Origin of the sequence: Enterobacter sp. PTB, assembly GCF_051130085.1 — a bacterium.
GTDB classification, from domain to species: domain Bacteria; phylum Pseudomonadota; class Gammaproteobacteria; order Enterobacterales; family Enterobacteriaceae; genus Enterobacter; species Enterobacter ludwigii.
In genome coordinates this window covers 1-18,499 of record NZ_JBDKEE010000010.1, presented here as the reverse complement: position 1 = coordinate 18,499, position 18,499 = coordinate 1, and the positions used below count along the sequence as shown (strand labels likewise).

Genomic DNA, 18,499 nt, shown 5'->3' with positions numbered 1-18,499 from the left:
AGGATATAACACACTCCTCTATACACATCTTTTACATCTCTGGCGCATCCTCCGCGTCCGCCTTATGCTATGATTCGCAACTTTGGAGCCTCTGCTAACAGCAGAATCGCATTTCTACCGCTGTCCACTTTCAGCGGAATAACAACATCTTGTGGTGACAGATGAACAGTGGTTATCTGCATTTTCCGGAATTTGATCCGGTCATTTTCTCAATAGGACCTGTTTCGCTTCACTGGTACGGTCTGATGTACCTGGTCGGCTTCATTTTTGCCATGTGGCTTGCTGGCCGTCGCGCCAGTCGTCCCGGCAGTGGCTGGACCAAAAACGAAGTCGAGAACCTGCTGTATGCAGGCTTCCTTGGCGTGTTCCTGGGCGGCCGTATTGGGTATGTTCTGTTCTATAACCTCCCGGTATTCCTGAACGATCCACTCTACCTGTTCCGCGTCTGGGATGGCGGCATGTCCTTCCACGGCGGGCTGATTGGTGTGATCCTGGTGATGGTGATTTTTGCCAAACGCACCAAACGCAACTTCTTCCAGGTGTCAGATTTTATCGCGCCACTGATCCCGTTTGGTCTGGGAGCAGGACGTCTGGGCAACTTTATCAATGGTGAGCTCTGGGGGCGTGTCGACCCGAGTGTCTCCTTTACCATGCTGTTCCCGGGCTCGCGTGCAGAGGACATGGCGCTGCTGCCGTCTCATCCTGAGTGGCAATCCCTGTTCGATACTTACGGTGTTCTGCCGCGCCACATGTCTCAGCTTTACGAGCTGGCGCTGGAAGGTGTGGTGCTGTTTATCATCCTGAATCTGTTTATCCGTAAACCGCGTCCGATGGGGTCTGTCTCCGGTCTGTTCCTGATTGGCTACGGTGCATTCCGTATCATCGTCGAGTTCTTCCGCCAGCCGGATGCACAGTTCACCGGCGAATGGGTACAGTACATCAGCATGGGGCAGATCCTCTCCATTCCGATGATTGTCGCGGGTGTCATTATGATGATTTGGGCGTATCGTCGTCGTCCACAGCAACAACTTTCCTGAGGAACCATGAAACAGTATCTTGAACTGATGAAAAAAGTGCTCGATGAGGGCACGCCGAAAAATGACCGTACCGGTACCGGCACGCTCTCCATTTTTGGCCACCAGATGCGCTTCAATCTGCAGGAAGGTTTTCCGCTGGTGACGACAAAGCGCTGCCACCTGCGCTCGATCATTCATGAACTGCTCTGGTTCCTGCAAGGCGATACCAACGTTGCGTATCTGCATGAAAACAACGTCTCTATCTGGGACGAATGGGCAGATGAAAACGGCAACCTGGGCCCGGTGTACGGTAAGCAGTGGCGCGCATGGCCTACGCCGGATGGCCGCCATATTGACCAGATCACCACCGTGATGAACCAGCTGAAAAACGATCCGGACTCGCGCCGTATTATCGTTTCCGCCTGGAACGTCGGCGAGCTGGATAAAATGGCGCTGGCACCGTGCCATGCGTTCTTCCAGTTCTATGTGGCAGACGGCAAGCTCTCCTGCCAGCTCTATCAGCGCTCCTGCGACGTGTTCCTCGGCCTGCCGTTCAACATTGCCAGCTATGCGCTGTTAGTGCATATGATGGCGCAGCAGTGCGATCTGGACGTGGGCGATTTCGTCTGGACCGGTGGGGATACCCATCTCTACAGCAACCATATGGAACAGACGCATCTCCAGCTGACCCGCGAACCGCGCACCTTGCCTAAGCTGATTATCAAACGCAAACCGGAATCCATTTTTGATTACCGCTTTGACGATTTTGAGATTGAGGGTTATGACCCTCATCCAGGCATCAAAGCGCCCGTCGCTATCTGAGGCCGTCAATCGTGACATAACCGGTGCTGTTTAGCGCCGGTTTTTTTTCGCCTTCTTCCCGCTTTCCGACGCGTTATCCAGAACGTATGCAACACACTGCAACCGCTTAACTTTCCTTGATAAGGGCTCGTAAAACGCTCCTCCGTTGCTCGTCAATTCCAGGCCATTTCGCCACACTCCCGGCATGAAAAAAGAGAACGGTTTTACGCTTATCGAAACCCTGGTGGCTATCTCGCTGGTGGTCATTCTCAGCGCCTCCGGGCTATACGGCTGGGACAACTGGCAACGGCAGCAACGGCTCTGGCAAACCGCCGGGCAGGTGCGCGATTACCTGGCATTTCTGCGCAATGACGCAAACCGGCACAACCGTGACCACCAGGTCACACTGCGGCGCGACAGGGGCGTCACCTGTCTGATGAGCGCATTCGTGCAGGGCTGTGATAAGGGCAGTCCGTTTGTATTTATTCCCCTGTGGCCGGAGGTCACGGTAAGTGAAATAACGCCGTTATTTGGCTTCTATGGACTCAGGGATACGGCATGGGCAGGGCGAATACGCCTGCAAAGTCGTGCAGGAGAATGGCTCGTCATTGTCTCGAATGGAGGGCGAATCAGGATGTGCAATGTCACAGGAGAAGGTTCATGTCCCTAAACCAGCAGGGTTTCTCACTGATGGAAGTTTTGATTGCCACGGCGATCAGCAGTCTTTTACTGATAAGCGCCTCGCGCTTTTTACCGGGCTTGCAGCGGGCTGTTTTACAGCAATCCGGTCAGCGGGAGCTTGAGGAGGAGGTGTGGCAACGCCTTTTTTCCCTTGGCAAACAGCTTCAGCGTGCGGGGTATTGCGCCGGAAACTGTGCGGGGCAGGGACTGACGATCGGCAGGCAAGGTCGCTGTGTCATTGTACGGTGGGATGCAAACAGTAACGGTAACTGGGATAGCTCGTCTTCGGAAAACGACAGCACAGGTTTTCGTCTGGAATCAGGTGCACTGGAGATCCTGCATGGGGCGACCTCGTGTGAGGGTAAAGGATGGGAGAAACTCACTGACCCCAACAGGCTTCTCATCCAGCACTTTGTGGTGAGTCAAGTTGAGCATGCGGGGTTTGCCCCCCAGTTGAATATTGAAATGACCGCCCTTCGTCAGGGCGAGCAGGGGGCCCCCTGTCAGGCTTTTTATGGCGTCACGGGGTACAACCTGTGAACCGGCAGCGCGGGATGTCCTCGCTGGCGCTGGTATTACTTTTACTGGTGTTGGGCACGCTGATCCTCACCGGCCTCAATCAGCAGCTGACCACGTTTAGCGCACTGGTGGGCGGTGAGAGCCGCTCGGTTCAACAGCAGGCATCCGTGCAGTCAGCGCTTGAATGGGGACGCGTTCAGAGCTGGTTATCTGAGCCTGAGATCCAGTGCAAAAAGGTATCGGCGTGGCGAGTTTGCCTGCGACTACTGAATGAAGCGCGTGTGCTGCTTATCGCCGGGAGTGATGACCTGCTGCTATGGCGCAGAGGCGAAATCATCGACGGTAAGATCTATTTCTCGCCACACGGCTGGAGTGATTTTTGTCCGCTTAAGGAGAATGCGTTATGCCAGCTGCCGTGAGCAGAGAAAAAGGCTTTAGCATGGTTGAGGTATTACTGGCGATGATGCTGCTGGTGATGATCGTCACGGCACTGTCGGGTTATCAGCGAGCACTGGCGACGCGGTTCTCTATGTTTAATCAGTATCGTCAGCTCTGGCACCATGCCTGGAATCAGTCTCAGCTTTCAACAATTGCTCTCCCGGCAGGCTGGCAGGTCAGTCGGGGGCAGACAACACTCTCTGGATGTGTCAGCATCACGGTTACACTTATTTCTCCTCTGGGGCGGCGCGGCGAGATGACGCGTCTGCATTGCCCGGTTAGCCAGTAGTCGGGAGCGTCTATGTTAAGGGTCTACCACTCAAATCGTCTGGATGTGCTGGAAGCGCTGATGGAATTTATCGTTGAGCGCGAGCGGCTTGACGATCCTTTTGAGCCAGAAATGGTGCTGGTGCAGAGCACCGGTATGGCACAGTGGCTGCAGATGTCGCTTTCGCGTAAATTCGGCATTGCCGCAAATATCGATTTCCCGCTGCCCGCGAGTTTTATCTGGGAGATGTTTGTCCGCGTGTTGCCGGACATCCCGGAACAGAGTGCCTTCAACAAGCAAAGCATGAGCTGGAAGCTGATGGCATTGTTGCCGGACATGCTGCAGCATGATGAATTCGTCATGCTACGCCACTACCTCAATGACGACACCGATAAACGCAAGCTGTTCCAGCTGGCATCACGCACCGCCGATCTCTATGACCAGTATCTGGTGTATCGCCCGGAATGGCTGACTCGCTGGGAAGCGGGCGAGCGGGTCGACGGGTTACCGGAGGCGCAAGTCTGGCAGGCACCGCTCTGGAAAGCGCTGGTGGAACACACTGAGAAACTCGGCCAGCCGAAGTGGCACCGTGCAAACCTCTACCAGCGGTTTATCTCCATACTGGAAAACAGCGCTGAGCGACCAGCCCGGCTGCCCTCTCGCGTGTTTATCTGCGGCATCTCGGCGCTGCCACCGGTGTATTTGCAGGCGCTGAGTGCGCTGGGTAAACACATCGACATACATATCCTCTTTACCAATCCGTGTCGCCAGTACTGGGGCGACATTCAGGATGAACGCTGGCTTTCGCGGCTGGTGTCTCGTCAGAGACGACGCCTGTTTGAAGAGCGTACCGTGCCACTGTTTAAAGACAGCGCGTCTGCCGCACAGCTATTTGATGAGCACGGCATTCAAAATCTGCCGAACCCGCTGCTTGCCTCTTGGGGAAAGCTGGGCCGTGACTACATTCACATGCTCTCAGACATCACGTCGTCAGGCGAAGGGGATGTGGATGCCTTCGTCGAGATCGCTCCGGATAGCCTGCTGCATAATATCCAGCTCGACATTCTGGATCTCGAAAACCGCGCCGTCATGGGCGTAACGGCGAAAGAATTTGAGCGCAGCGACAGTAAGCGCAAGCTGGACGGCGACGATCGCAGCGTCACGATCCACGTTTGCCACAGCCCGCAGCGCGAGGTTGAAGTCCTTCACGATCAACTGCTGGCGATGCTGCAGGACGATCCTGAGCTGACGCCACGTGACATTGTGGTGATGGTGGCGGATATCGACAGTTACAGTCCCTTTATTCAGGCTGTTTTTGGGAGTGCGACAGGTGAACGCTACCTGCCGTACGCCATTTCTGACCGACGGGCCCGCCAGTCTCATCCGGCCTTGCAGGCCTTTATTACTTTGCTTTCATTACCGGATAGCCGGTTTATCTCCGAAGATGTCCTGGCATTACTGGATGTCCCAGTCCTGGCCGCACGTTTCAATATTAATGAAGAGGGGCTGCGTTACCTTCGTCAGTGGGTTAACGAGTCCGGCGTACGCTGGGGCATTGATGATGACAACGTTCAGGCGTTCGAGCTTCCTCCTACCGGCCAGCACACCTGGCGGTTTGGCCTGACACGTATGCTGCTGGGCTATGCGATGGAAAGCAGCCAGGGCGAGTGGAATGAAGTCCTGCCCTACGATGAGTCCAGCGGGTTGATCGCTGAACTGGTCGGTCATTTAGCTTCCCTGCTGATGCAACTTAACCGCTGGCGGCTTGAGTTGATGCAGCCGCGTCCACTGGATGCGTGGCTCCCGGTATGCAGGGCGTTACTCAATGATTTCTTCCTGCCGGACAGTGATACCGAAGCCGCTATGGCGCTCATTGAAACGCAGTGGCAGGCAATCGTCGAAGAGGGCGTGAGTTCCCACTATAACGAGGCTATTCCGTTGTCATTGCTGCGCGATGAGCTGACGCAACGGCTCGATCAGGAGCGAATTAGCCAGCGTTTCCTGGCAGGCCCAATCAATATTTGCACCCTGATGCCAATGCGTTCTATCCCGTTCAAAGTGGTGTGCCTGCTCGGAATGAATGACGGTATATACCCACGCGCCCTGGCGCCGCTGGGTTTTGATCTGATGAGTGCGAATCCAAAGCGGGGCGATCGTAGCCGTCGTGACGATGACCGTTATCTCTTCCTTGAGGCGCTCATTTCGGCTCAACGTCAGCTGTATATCAGCTATATCGGCCGCTCTATCCAGGACAACAGCGAGCGCTTTCCTTCTGTTCTGGTGCAGGAACTGGCGGATTATATCGGGCAGAGCCACTATCTGGCGGGGGATGAAGCCCGTAACTGTGATGAAAGCGCGCAGCGGGTGAAGGCGCATATCACCCGCTTCCATAGCCGCATGCCGTTTGACCCGGTGAACTACGTGGTCAGCGATCATCAGAGCTATGCCCACGAATGGCTGCCTGCGGCGAAAAAAGAGGGGAGAGCGCATACCGATTTCATTCAGGAGCTTGATCCTCGTCCGATAGACACCCTGACCTTTGAACAGCTTCAGCGGTTTTGGGGGCATCCGGTACGCGCTTTCTTCCAGCAACGGTTGCAGGTCAATTTCCGTTCTGAAGAGAGTGAAATTCCTGATGCAGAGCCGTTTACGCTGGAAGGGCTGGAGCGTTATCAGTTAAACCTGCAGCTGCTGAACGCGCTGGTTGAAGAGGAAGATGCCGACAAGCTTTACCGCCGCTACCGTGCTGCGGGGCAGTTACCCTACGGGGCGTTCGGAGAAATTGTCTGGGAGGCGCAGCGCCAGGAGATGGAAGCTCTGGCAGAACGCGTGAGGGAATGCCGGCAACCCGGAACCAGTATTGAAATCGATCTCAACTGCCAGGGTGTGCAGCTCACGGGCTGGCTAACTCAGGTACAGCCGGATGGGCTCCTGCGCTGGCGTCCTTCCATGCTTAGCGTTTCACAAGGTTTGCAACTCTGGCTCGAACATCTTGTCTACAGTGCTGGCGGCCATAAAGGCGAAAGCCGTATTTTTGTCCGCAAAGAGGGCGAATGGCGCTTTCCGCCGATGGACGCAGAGCAGGCATTACGTTATTTATCCTTGTACGTTGAAGGCTATCTGCGGGGAATGAATAAACCGCTCCTGCTACTGCCCGAGAGCGGTGGCGCCTGGATAAAAGCTTGTTATGACGCACAGAATGATGCCATGTTAACGGATGACGCTTCACTGCAGAAAGCACGGAGTAAATTCATGCAGGCGTATGAAGGTAACATGATGGTGCGCGGCGAAGGTGAGGATGTCTGGTATCAACGTTTATGGCGAACGCTTGAGCCTGAATACTTCGAGGCTATCACGGAAGAAGCACAACGCTACCTGTTACCGTTGTTCAAATTTAATCAGTCCTGAGTGCTGTATAAAAATTGCGCAGCATGGGGTGTTCATTTATGATGCACTTCTTATCACGGACTGATGTACCCAAAGAAAGAGATGTTGGTGAGTCCAGCACGCAGTTTGTTAATGATGTAGCCGTGATAAAGAGGTCGTAATGCCAGGCAGCACCTTGTTCAAAGCGTTTGTTTTGTTTGTCGCCCTTTGGGCACCTTTCACTCAGGCAGGCTCCGGTTGGCAACCCATTCAGGAAACTATCCGTAAGAGCGAAAAAGATACCCGTCAGTATCAGGCTATTCGCCTTGATAACGGGATGACTGTGCTGCTGGTTTCCGATCCGCAGGCGGTAAAATCCCTGTCGGCACTGGTGGTGCCGGTTGGGTCGCTGGAAGATCCGGAAGCCCACCCTGGGCTTGCACACTATCTGGAACATATGACGCTTATGGGTTCCAAAAAATACCCACAGCCAGATAGCCTGTCCGAATTTCTCAAAATGCATGGCGGCAGCCACAACGCCAGCACGGCGCCGTACCGTACAGCCTTCTATCTCGAAGTTGAGAATGATGCGCTGGGAGGTGCAGTGGATCGTCTGGCGGATTCTATCGCGGCTCCCCTGCTGGATAAAAAATACGCTGACCGCGAACGCAATGCCGTTAATGCTGAACTGACCCTTGCCCGTACGCGAGACGGGATGCGCATGGCGCAGGTGAGTGCAGAAACCATTAACCCGGCGCACCCGGGATCGCGTTTTTCCGGTGGTAACCTGGAGACGCTGAGCGATAAACCGAACAGCCCGGTGCTGGATGCCCTGCATGCTTTTCGCGATAAATACTACTCCGCCAATCTGATGAAAGCGGTCATCTACAGCAACAAACCGTTGCCTGAGCTGGCAAGCATGGCGGCACAGACGTTTGGCCGGGTACCGAATAAAAATATCGACCTGCCGCAGATAAACGTTCCTGTGGTCACGGACGCGCAAAAAGGGATCGTTATCCACTACGTTCCTGCACTGCCGCGTAAAGTGTTACGCGTTGAGTTCCGCATTGATAACAATACGGCGCAGTTTCGCAGCAAAACCGATGAACTGGTCACCTACCTGATTGGCAACCGTAGCCCGGGAACACTTTCTGACTGGCTGCAAAAACAAGGGCTGGTGGAAGGTATCCGTGCCGACTCCGATCCGGTTGTGAACGGCAACAGCGGCGTGCTGGCGATCTCCGCCACCCTGACTGACAAAGGTCTGGCTCACCGTGATGACGTCGTGGCGGCTATCTTCAGCTACCTCTCTTTGCTGCGCGATAAAGGCGTCGATAAACGTTACTTTGATGAACTGGCGCACGTGCTGGATCTCGATTTCCGTTATCCGTCCATTACCCGCGACATGGATTACGTTGAGTGGCTGGCGGATACCATGATCCGTGTGCCGGTGGAATATACCCTCGACGCGGTCAATATTGCCGACCAGTATGACGCCGACGCGGTAAAAGCCCGCCTGGCGATGATGACGCCGCAGAATGCCCGCGTCTGGTATATCAGCCCGAACGAACCGCATAACAAAATGGCCTATTTTGTCGATGCCCCTTACCAGGTGGATAAAATCAGTGACCAGACCTTCGCCGACTGGCAGAAAAAGGCTGGTGAGATCGCGCTTAAATTGCCGGAGCTGAACCCCTACATTCCGGATGATTTCTCGCTGATTAAAACCACGAAAGCTTATCCGCACCCGGAACTTATCGTTGATGAGCCGACGCTGCGCGTGGTGTATACGCCAAGCCGCTATTTCGCGAGTGAACCGAAAGCCGATGTGAGCGTGGTTCTGCGTAACCCAAAAGCAATGAACAGCGCTAAAAATCAGGTGATGTTTGCGCTCAATGACTACCTTGCCGGTATCGCACTCGATCAGCTTAGCAATCAGGCGGCCGTCGGCGGGATAAGCTTCTCGACCAACGCCAATAACGGTCTGATGGTCAATGCCAACGGCTACACCCAGCGTCTGCCGCAGCTGTTCCAGGCGTTACTGGAAGGTTATTTCAGCTATACCCCGACGGAAGAGCAACTTGAGCAGGCCAAATCCTGGTATGCGCAGATGATGGATTCTGCCGAGAAGGGTAAAGCGTATGACCTGGCGCTCATGCCGACGCAAATGCTTTCGCAAATTCCCTATTTCCAGCGCGAAGATCGCCGGGCGCTACTGCCCTCTATCACCTTAAAAGATGTGCTGGCGTATCGTGATGCGCTGAAAACGAACACGCGTCCGGAGTTCCTTATCGTCGGAAACATGAGTGACGTACAGGCTAAAACACTGGCAGAAAATGTCCGTACGCAGCTTGGTTCGAAAGGCGACGAGTGGTGCCGCAACCAGGACGTACTGGTTGAGAAAAAACAGAATGTGATTTTTGAAAAGGCGGGTAACAGCACGGATTCAGCCCTGGCCGCTGTGTTTGTACCCACGGGTTATGATGAATTCACCAGTACCGCGCAGAGTGCTGTGCTGGGGCAGATTATTCAGCCGTGGTTCTACAACCAGCTGCGTACAGAAGAGCAGCTTGGTTACGCGGTCTTTGCCTTCTCCATGAACGTGGGTCGCCAGTGGGGGCTGGGCTTCCTGCTGCAAAGCAGTGATAAACAGCCTGCTTATCTCTGGCAGCGTTATCAGGCATTCTTCCCACAGGCGGAAGCGAAGCTGCGGGCGATGAAGCCGGAGGAGTTTGCTCAGATTCAGCAGGCCGTCATCGCGCAGGTGATGCAGCCGCCGCAGACGCTGGGTGAAGAAGCATCACAACTGAGCAAAGATTTTGATCGCGGTAATCTGAAATTTGATTCGCGTGATAAAGTAGTGGCCGAGATAAAACAGCTGACGCCGCAGAAGGTTGCTGATTTCTTCCACCAGGCGGTGGTTAAACCGCAGGGAATGGCGATTCTGTCGCAGGTTTCCGGTAGTCAGAACGGGAAAACGGACTACGTTAACCCGAAAGGCTGGACGATCTGGAAGAGCGTCAGCGCGCTGCAGCAATCTATGCCCTGGAGTAAGAAAGAATGACCGATACCGCTGAGCCCCTTAATCCCTTACGTTTACCTCTACAGGGTGAACGATTGATTGAAGCCTCAGCGGGAACGGGAAAAACCTTCACCATTGCCGCGCTCTATCTGCGTCTTCTGTTAGGGCTTGGTGGTAACGCCGCTTTTCCACGTCCGTTAAGTGTGGAAGAGCTGCTGGTGGTCACCTTCACCGAGGCTGCTACCGCTGAGCTGCGCGGTCGTATTCGTGCCAATATTCATGAGCTGCGCATCGCCTGCCTGCGCCAGACCACGGATAACCCTCTCTACGCCAGCCTTCTTGAAGAGATTGCAGATAAGCAACAGGCCGCCCAGTGGCTGCTGTTGGCGGAACGGCAGATGGACGAAGCGTCCGTTTTCACCATTCATGGTTTTTGTCAGCGCATGCTGAGCCTGAATGCATTTGAATCCGGAATGCTGTTTGAACAGCAGCTCATTGAAGATGAATCTGTGCTTCGCTATCAGGCCTGTGCGGATTTCTGGCGTCGCCACTGTTACCCTTTATCGCGCGATATCGCTGAAGCGGTCCATGCGTTGTGGAAAGGTCCCGAAGAGCTTCTTCGCGCTATCGACCGTTATCTTCAGGGCGAAGCGCCGGTTATCAAATCTCCGCCGCCTGCAGACGAAACGCTGGCTTCACGTCATGAAAAGATTGTCGGAAAAATTGCTGCGCTCAAGCAACAATGGAATGCGTCCGTCGGTGAGATTGAGGCGATCATCGAAAACTCCGGGATCGACAGGCGTAAATTTAACCGCGGCAACCAGGGTAAATGGATCGAGAAGATCAGCGCCTGGGCGCAGGAAGGGACGCGCGGTTATCAGCTTCCGGACGCACTGGAGAAATTCTCGCAGCGTTTTTTGATTGAGCGGACTAAAGCCGACGGCATTGTGCCTGAGCATCCCCTGTTTGTTGCGATTGAATCGCTGCTCGCTGAGCCACTCACGCTCAATGACCTGATGATCACCCGCGCCATGACGGAAATTCGCGAAGCCGTATCACGTGAGAAACGTCGCCGTGGCGAACTGGGTTTTGACGATATGTTGAGCCGCCTTGATGCGGCGCTGTGCAGTGAAAACGGCGAAGCCCTTGCCTGCGCGATCCGTACCCGCTTCCCGGTAGCGATGATTGACGAATTTCAGGATACGGACCCTCAGCAGTACCGTATTTTCCGCCGCATCTGGCGACAACAGCCCGACACCGCGCTGTTGTTAATCGGCGATCCGAAACAGGCCATTTACGCCTTCCGCGGTGCGGATATTTTCACCTACATGAAGGCCCGCAGTGAGGTAGAGGCGCACTATACGCTGGATACCAACTGGCGCTCTTCCCCGGGCATGGTGCAAAGCGTCAATGCGCTGTTTAGCCGCATGGATACGGCGTTTATGTTCCGTGAGATCCCCTTTCAGCCGGTAAAGTTTGCCGCAAAAAACAGCTCGCTGCGTTTCGAATTCAACGGGGTGACGCAGCCAGCCATGAACTTCTGGCTGCTTGACGGTGAAGGCTGTGGCGTCGCGGACTATCAAAATGCCATGGCTCAGCATTGTGCCGCGCAGATCCGTGACTGGCTCAGCGCTGGTGCGCGTGGCGAGGCGCTGTTGTGGAAGGAAAATGAGTCAGCCCCCGTGAAGGCGTCTGATATCACGGTGCTGGTGCGCAGTCGTCAGGAGGCGTCGCTGATCCGCGATGCGCTTACCCTGCTGAACATCCCGTCCGTGTACCTCTCAAACCGTGACAGCGTTTTTGAAACCCTGGAAGCACAGGAGATGCTGTGGCTGCTTCAGGCCGTGCTGTCCCCGGAGCGCGAAAGTACGCTTCGCAGTGCACTAGCCAGCGCCATGCTCGGTCTGAACGCCCGTGACATTGATGCACTCAATAATGACGAAGCCGCATGGGATGTGGTCGTCGAAGAGTTTGTTCACTACCGTGAACGATGGCAGAAGCGCGGTGTGATGGCGATGGTGCGTGAGCTCATGGCGAAGCGACACCTTGCGGAGAATATGCTCGCGACAGCAGGCGGTGAACGCCGTCTGACCGACATTTTACATATCAGTGAGCTGTTGCAGGAGGCGGGCACGCAGCTTGAAAGCGAACATGCTCTGGTGCGCTGGCTGGCGCAACAGATTGCCGACCCAAACAGCAACGCCTCCAGCCAGCAGATGCGTCTTGAGAGTGATAAACATCTGGTACAGATCGTCACGATTCACAAGTCGAAAGGCCTGGAGTATCCACTGGTCTGGCTGCCGTTTATCGCCAATTACCGCGTGCAGGATCAGGCCTTTTACCACGATCGCGAGTCGTTCGACGCGGTGCTCGATCTCAGTAAAGCGGAGTCCAGCGTTGAGCTGGCCGAGGCCGAACGTCTGGCGGAAGATTTACGCCTGCTCTACGTGGCATTGACCCGTTCGGTCTGGCACTGCAGCCTGGGCGTGGCGCCGCTGTTCCGCCGTCGTGGCGACAAGTCGGGGGAGAGCGATTTCCACCTGAGCGCGCTGGGGCGACTCATTCAGCTCGGCGAGCCCAAAGATGCTGCCGGATTGCGCCAGTGCATCGAGTCGCTGTGCGGCGAGCATGTTGCCCTGCACATTCCGTCGCCACCCGATAACAGCCGCTGGCAGATGCCGGACTGGCGGGAATCTGAACTGGAAGTCCGGCAGATTCTGCGCACCATTGCCGACGACTGGCGCGTTACCAGCTACTCCGGGTTACAGCAGCACGGGCAGAGCATTGCGCAGGACCTGATGCCAAAGCTGGATATTGATGCCGCCGGAGCCGGTAGCGTGCCGGTTGAGCCTGCGCTTACGCCGCATCAATTTCCACGCGGCGCGTCACCGGGAACCTTTTTGCATAGCCTGTTTGAAGAGCTGGATTTTACCCAGCCGGTCTCTGACGAATGGGTCCTGAAGATGTTACAGAGTGGGGGCTATGATGCACAATGGCAGCCGGTCCTCACCGAGTGGATCCGCGCTATTCTGCACGCCCCGCTCACGGCAGAGGGCCTCTCTCTCAGCCAGTTGACCGCCAAAGATAAACAGGTGGAGATGGAGTTTTACCTTCCCATCGTCAGCCCGCTGCGGGCTGACGCGCTTGATGCGGTGATCCGCGAGTATGACCCGTTGTCCGCCGGTTGCCCGCCGCTGAACTTCCGCCAGGTGCAGGGGATGTTAAAAGGCTTTATCGACTTGGTTTTCCGTCACGAAGGGCGCTACTACCTGCTGGATTACAAATCAAACTGGCTGGGTGAGAACAGCGAAGCCTACACCCAGCAGGCGATGGCATCCGCCATGCAAATGCATCGCTACGATCTGCAGTACCAGCTCTATACTCTGGCGCTGCATCGTTATCTGCGCCATCGCATTGCTGACTACCGTTACGAAGAGCACTTTGGTGGGGTGATTTACCTTTTCCTGCGCGGTGTGGATGCGGCTGACCCGCGTTCAGGCATCTTTAGCACACGCCCGCATGCGGCACTGATTGAGAAAATGGATAACTTATTTGCAGCAAACACGGAGGAAGTGGCATGACGATGCAGGAATTGTTGCTGGAAGCGGTAGAACAGCGACTACTGCGCCACCTGGACGTACAGTTCGCCATGATGGTGTCCGGTGATGAGCCTGCCGTGATGCTCGCCGCTGCCATCCTGAGTAAAGACGCAGGGGAAGGGCACGTTTGCCTGCCGCTTTCGCGTCTGGTGATGGATGAGAAAATGCCCGCGGCCCTGCAGTCCTGTTTTGCACTGCTGGGAGAATCCGTGGACTGGCCGACGGTGTTGCACCGTTCGCCTGCCGTCAGCGCAGCCGATAGCCAGACACCCATGATCCTGACGGGCGATCGTTTGTATCTCAACCGACTGTGGCGTAATGAACTGGCGGTCGCGCGTTTTTTCAGCGAGACCAATGCGCCTCTTCCCTGCGATGAAGCCCAACTGCGGCAAACGCTGGATACCTTGTTTACCTCTGTTGAGGCGACAGACTGGCAGAAAGTGGCGGCAGCCGTGGCCTTAACACGGCGGATCTCCGTCATCTCTGGCGGCCCGGGAACCGGTAAAACCACCACCGTGGCCAAACTGCTTGCCGCCCTGATTCAGTTATCGGGTGAGCAAAAGTGCCGTATTCGTCTGGCGGCCCCTACCGGCAAAGCGGCGGCGCGCCTGACCGAGTCGTTAGGTGGTGCGCTGCAGAAGTTGCCACTCACCGGGGAGCAGCTTGCCCTTTTCCCAAACGAAGCCAGCACGCTGCACCGGCTGCTGGGCGCTCAGCCGGGAAGTCAGCGTCTGCGCTATCACGCCGGTAATCCGTTGCATCTGGATGTGCTGGTGGTGGATGAGGCGTCAATGATCGACCTGACGATGATGGCGCGGTTGATTGATGCTCTGCCAGCGCACGCCCGCGTCATTTTCCTGGGCGATCGCGACCAGCTTGCCTCGGTGGAAGCCGGGGCGGTGCTGGGAGATATCTGCACTTATGCAAGCCTGGGATATACCGCTGAACGCGCTGAGGAGCTGTCCCGTCTGACCGGCTGTTCGCTCGCCAGTGAAAACCATTCCCTGGCGGGGGCGCTGCGCGACAGCCTGTGCCTGCTGCAAAAAAGCTACCGTTTCGGCAGCGACTCGGGCATCGGTCAGCTGGCTTCGGCTGTGAACAGAGGCGACCGGCAGACGACCTGTGCGGTATTTGACGGTCAATTCACCGATATCGAGAAAAAATCGCTGCAAACCGGGGAAGAGTATCAGGCGATGCTTGATGACGCCCTGCAGGGGTATCAGCATTTCCTGACGGGTGTACAACAGCAATGCACGCCGGCACAGGCGCTCGCCGCCTTTGGCGAGTATCAGCTACTGTGCGCACTGAGGGAAGGGCCATTTGGCGTAAGCGGTCTGAACGACAGGTTCGAACAGCTCCTGGGCCAGAAACGCAAAATCCACCGCACCCCGCACTCGCGCTGGTATGAGGGACGCCCGGTGATGATCGCCCGCAACGATAGCGCGCTGGGGCTGTTTAACGGGGATATCGGGATTGCCCTCGATCGTGGACTGGGGCTGCGCGTCTGGTTCCAGATGCCGGATGGAAGCGTGAAATCCGTTCAGCCCAGCCGTCTGCCTGAACATGAAACGGCCTGGGCAATGACGGTGCATAAGTCTCAGGGCTCCGAGTTCAACCATGCGGCGCTGATCCTGCCGACACAGCTTTCGCCCGTCATTACCCGCGAACTGATTTATACCGCCATTACGCGCGCGCGTCAGCGCCTGTCGCTGTATGCCGATGAACGTGTGCTGCTACAGGCGATTGCCACCCGCACGGAACGTCGAAGCGGCCTGAGCGCGATATTTGAATCCCTTTAAGCGATAGCCCCCACCGGGTGGTGAGGGCTTCGTATTATCCCAGATCGGCCATCAGCACTTTTGATCGGCGCTGATAGTTGTACATCTCTTTCTTACTCTCCGGCAGTGATTCAATGTCCACCGGTGTAAATCCGCGCTCCTGGAACCAGTGAATGCTGCGCGTAGTCAGCACGAACAGCTTGTTCAGCCCCATCTGACGCGCCTGAGCCGCCACGCGCTCAAGCAGCATTTCACCCCGTGAAGAGCTCCGGTAGTCAGGATGCACCGCCACGCAGGCCATTTCTCCGATCTGCTCTTCCGGGAACGGGTAGAGGGCGGCGCAGGCAATGGTCAGGTTATCGCGCTGAATAATGGTGAATTTGTCGATCTCCATCTCCAGCTGTTCGCGGGAGCGCCGAACCAGAATGCCCTGCTGTTCCAGTGGGCGAATCAGCTCCAGAATTCCGCCGATATCATTGATGGTGGCGCGACGGATTTGCTCCGCGCTCTCCATCACAATCTGGGTGCCGATACCATCGCGGGAGAACAGTTCCTGCAGCAGGGCACCGTCTTCCTGATAGCTGATCAGGTGGCTACGACGCACGCCGCTGCGGCAGGCCTTCACGGCACCGCGCAAAAAACGCACGGTACCCGAGTGGTAATCCCCTTCGGCTTCCAGCGCTTCCACGCGAGCCTGGGCCTCATTCGGGAAGAGCTCTGGCACAATCACCCCTTCATCATTCACGACGCCCTGGGAAGAGCAAAACCCAATCATTTTCTCCGCCTTCAGCTTGATGGCCAACTGAGTGGCAATCTCTTCTGAGGTGAGGTTAAAGCTTTCACCGGTCACGGACACTGCCACAGGCCCCATCAGCACGATGGCACCGCTGTCCAGCTGGCGGTGAATGGCTTCTTCATCGATACGACGAATACGTCCGCTATGGCAATAGTCCACGCCATCGTCCACGCCGAGAGGCTGAGCGATGATAAAATTGCCGCTCACAACGTTGATGTGCGCGCCCTGCAGCGGTGTGTTGTTAAGGCTCATCGACAGGCGAGCGGTGATATCCAGCTGCAGCAGACCCGCCGCCTGTTTCACCAGCTCAAGGGTTTTCGCATCCGTGACGCGGGTATGTTTATGGTAAATCGGCTCGTGGTGATGCGCGGCCAGGTTGGCATCAATCTGCGGGCGCGCGCCATACACCACAACCAGGCGGATCCCGAGGCTGTGCAGCAGGCCAATGTCATTGACGATGCTGGAAAAGTTTTCATGCTCAATGGCTTCGCCGCCGAGCATGATGACAAACGTTTTTCCCCGATGGGCGTTGATATAGGGAACAGAATGGCGGAATCCCTGGACCAGTTCGGTTCTACGTTCCTTCACCATGACACAACCCTTAATGAATGTTTATTCGTAATTTCTGTATTTTTATTCGATTGTGGCCGTGTGTGCAAGCCTAAATTTTCTGCGACCCACAGAAATTGATAAGTAATCCGTGCGTTAGCGTATGAATGTTTACCCTTTTATAGATGACAGTTTATGCGTCATTCGTTAAAGTTTTCGGTCAATTTAGCGATTTTGTAAATCAGTCACTTTTCTTGCTCGGGAGAAGCATGTCGGGATCCAATTCAGCAATAAGCCGCCGCCGGTTGTTAAAAGGGGCAGGGGCGATGTGGTTGCTTAGCGTCAGCCAGGTGGGTCTTGCCGCCACCAGTCAGGTGGTGGCGGTGCGCGTCTGGCCGTCGTCGACCTATACACGTGTCACGGTAGAATCCAATCGGGTGCTGAAATATAAGCAATTTGCCCTCAGCAATCCTGAGCGTGTGGTGGTGGATCTCGAAGGTGTTAACCTCAACTCTGTGCTTAAGGGAATGGCGGCGCAGATCCGCGGCGACGATCCGTTTATCAAATCGGCGCGCGTGGGTCAGTTTGATCCGCAAACCGTGCGCATGGTGTTTGAGCTGAAGCAAAACGTTAAACCGCAGCTGTTTGCCCTGGCACCTGTTGCGACGTTCAAAGAGCGTCTGGTCATGGATCTCTATCCGGCGAATGCGACGGATATTCAGGATCCGCTGCTGGCATTACTGGAAGACTACAACCAGGGCAACCTGGAGAAGCAGGTGCCACCGGCCCAGAGCGGTCCGCAGCCCGGAAAAGCAGGGCGCGATCGCCCGATTGTGATCATGCTTGATCCTGGCCATGGCGGCGAAGACTCGGGCGCAGTGGGGAAATATCGTACCCGGGAAAAAGATGTGGTGCTGCAAATCGCCCGCCGGCTGAAGGCGCTGATCGATAAAGAAGGCAATATGCGCGCCTATATGACGCGAAACGAAGATGTCTTTATTCCACTGAAAGTCCGCGTGGCGAAAGCCCAGAAGCAGCGTGCAGACTTGTTCGTCTCGATCCATGCCGATGCGTTTACCAGCCGCCAGCCGAGCGGTTCGTCGGTGTTTGCGCTCTCGACTAAAGGGGCAACCAGCACCGCCGCAAGATTCCTGGCTGACTCTCAGAACGCCTCGGACCTGATTGGCGGCGTGAGCAAAAGTGGCGACCGCTATGTCGACCACACCATGTTTGATATGGTGCAGTCGCTGACCATCACTGACAGCCTGAAATTTGGTAAAGCGGTGCTGGGCAAGCTAGGCAATGTTAATAAGCTGCACAAAAACAGCGTTGAACAGGCCGGGTTCGCGGTGCTGAAGGCCCCGGATATTCCGTCGATTCTGGTCGAGACCGCGTTTATCAGTAACGTGGAAGAGGAGCGTAAGCTCAGGACGGCAAAATTCCAGCAGGAAGTGGCAGAGTCGATTCTGGCAGGGATCCGGGCGTATTTCTCAGATGGGGCGACGCTGGCAAGGCTTGGGTAGTTGAGTGCGCCGGGTAAACGCCCGGCAGTTTCACACACCGCAGATACAAAAAAAAACCCTGAAGGGTGTTTATTGTTTTTAGAAGTGTTGGTTGCGGGGGCCGGATTTGAACCGACGACCTTCGGGTTATGAGCCCGACGAGC

Annotated in this window: 12 protein-coding genes; 11 read left to right on the top strand and 1 reads right to left on the bottom strand. The window is 55.8% G+C overall.

From position 1 onward, the window contains the following. The first annotated feature begins 161 nt into the window (after positions 1-161). The 10 genes from lgt (at position 162) to recD (ending at position 15,509) form a co-directional block, all read left to right on the top strand. A complete protein-coding gene (gene lgt / locus AAIR21_RS13915) occupies positions 162-1,037 on the top strand; it encodes a prolipoprotein diacylglyceryl transferase (RefSeq protein WP_014171449.1) in 876 nt (291 codons plus the stop codon). A 6-nt stretch (positions 1,038-1,043) separates the two neighbouring features. Further along, positions 1,044-1,838: a thymidylate synthase gene (gene thyA, locus AAIR21_RS13910; protein WP_020883778.1), complete on the top strand. Its 795-nt coding sequence runs from the start codon at positions 1,044-1,046 to the stop codon at positions 1,836-1,838. 184 nt (positions 1,839-2,022) lie between these two features. Next, on the top strand, positions 2,023-2,487 hold the full coding sequence (locus AAIR21_RS13905; RefSeq protein WP_020883779.1) for a prepilin peptidase-dependent protein: 465 nt from the start codon (positions 2,023-2,025) through the stop codon (positions 2,485-2,487). Next, complete coding sequence (locus AAIR21_RS13900) at positions 2,478-3,038, top strand: prepilin peptidase-dependent protein (RefSeq protein ID WP_020883780.1); 561 nt, start codon at positions 2,478-2,480, stop codon at positions 3,036-3,038. Before AAIR21_RS13905 ends, AAIR21_RS13900 begins: the two co-directional genes overlap by 10 nt. Beyond that, a complete protein-coding gene (locus AAIR21_RS13895; protein WP_020883781.1) occupies positions 3,035-3,436 on the top strand; it encodes a DUF2509 family protein in 402 nt (133 codons plus the stop codon). The genes AAIR21_RS13900 and AAIR21_RS13895 overlap by 4 nt, the downstream gene beginning before the upstream one ends. Beyond that, positions 3,421-3,744, top strand: a complete 324-nt coding sequence (locus AAIR21_RS13890; RefSeq protein WP_014171443.1) for a prepilin-type N-terminal cleavage/methylation domain-containing protein — start codon at positions 3,421-3,423, stop codon at positions 3,742-3,744. The genes AAIR21_RS13895 and AAIR21_RS13890 overlap by 16 nt, the downstream gene beginning before the upstream one ends. 12 nt (positions 3,745-3,756) lie before the next feature. Next, positions 3,757-7,131, top strand: a complete 3,375-nt coding sequence (gene recC / locus AAIR21_RS13885; protein ID WP_020883782.1) for an exodeoxyribonuclease V subunit gamma — start codon at positions 3,757-3,759, stop codon at positions 7,129-7,131. Positions 7,132-7,270: 139 nt separating this feature from the next. After that, entirely contained in the window at positions 7,271-10,153 is a 2,883-nt protein-coding gene (gene ptrA, locus AAIR21_RS13880; protein ID WP_183516689.1) for a pitrilysin, read from the top strand. Continuing rightward, positions 10,150-13,692, top strand: a complete 3,543-nt coding sequence (recB, locus tag AAIR21_RS13875) for an exodeoxyribonuclease V subunit beta (RefSeq protein WP_183516688.1) — start codon at positions 10,150-10,152, stop codon at positions 13,690-13,692. Before ptrA ends, recB begins: the two co-directional genes overlap by 4 nt. Then, positions 13,689-15,509, top strand: coding sequence for an exodeoxyribonuclease V subunit alpha (gene recD, locus AAIR21_RS13870; protein ID WP_020883785.1), 1,821 nt, complete (start codon positions 13,689-13,691; stop codon positions 15,507-15,509). The genes recB and recD overlap by 4 nt, the downstream gene beginning before the upstream one ends. Before the next feature lie 34 nt (positions 15,510-15,543). On the opposite strand, the gene argA is transcribed toward recD, so the two are convergent. Beyond that, positions 15,544-16,875: an amino-acid N-acetyltransferase gene (gene argA / locus AAIR21_RS13865; protein ID WP_020883786.1), complete on the bottom strand. Its 1,332-nt coding sequence runs from the start codon at positions 16,873-16,875 to the stop codon at positions 15,544-15,546. A 227-nt stretch (positions 16,876-17,102) separates the two neighbouring features. Here argA and amiC point away from each other — a divergent pair, with 227 nt between their 5' ends. Next, a complete protein-coding gene (gene amiC, locus AAIR21_RS13860) occupies positions 17,103-18,356 on the top strand; it encodes an N-acetylmuramoyl-L-alanine amidase AmiC (protein ID WP_020883787.1) in 1,254 nt (417 codons plus the stop codon). Positions 18,357-18,499 lie beyond the last annotated feature (143 nt).

Excerpts from the sequence above, each read along its gene's own strand:
- lgt (WP_014171449.1), top strand. The coding sequence starts at position 162 with ATGAACAGTGGTTATCTGCATTTTCCGGAATTTGATCCGGTCATTTTC.
- thyA (WP_020883778.1), top strand. The coding sequence starts at position 1,044 with ATGAAACAGTATCTTGAACTGATGAAAAAAGTGCTCGATGAGGGCACG.
- AAIR21_RS13905 (WP_020883779.1), top strand. The coding sequence starts at position 2,023 with ATGAAAAAAGAGAACGGTTTTACGCTTATCGAAACCCTGGTGGCTATC.
- AAIR21_RS13900 (WP_020883780.1), top strand. The coding sequence starts at position 2,478 with ATGTCCCTAAACCAGCAGGGTTTCTCACTGATGGAAGTTTTGATTGCC.
- AAIR21_RS13890 (WP_014171443.1), top strand. The coding sequence starts at position 3,421 with ATGCCAGCTGCCGTGAGCAGAGAAAAAGGCTTTAGCATGGTTGAGGTA.
- recC (WP_020883782.1), top strand. The coding sequence starts at position 3,757 with ATGTTAAGGGTCTACCACTCAAATCGTCTGGATGTGCTGGAAGCGCTG.
- ptrA (WP_183516689.1), top strand. The coding sequence starts at position 7,271 with ATGCCAGGCAGCACCTTGTTCAAAGCGTTTGTTTTGTTTGTCGCCCTT.
- recB (WP_183516688.1), top strand. The coding sequence starts at position 10,150 with ATGACCGATACCGCTGAGCCCCTTAATCCCTTACGTTTACCTCTACAG.
- recD (WP_020883785.1), top strand. The coding sequence starts at position 13,689 with ATGACGATGCAGGAATTGTTGCTGGAAGCGGTAGAACAGCGACTACTG.
- argA (WP_020883786.1), bottom strand. The coding sequence starts at position 16,875 with ATGGTGAAGGAACGTAGAACCGAACTGGTCCAGGGATTCCGCCATTCT.
- amiC (WP_020883787.1), top strand. The coding sequence starts at position 17,103 with ATGTCGGGATCCAATTCAGCAATAAGCCGCCGCCGGTTGTTAAAAGGG.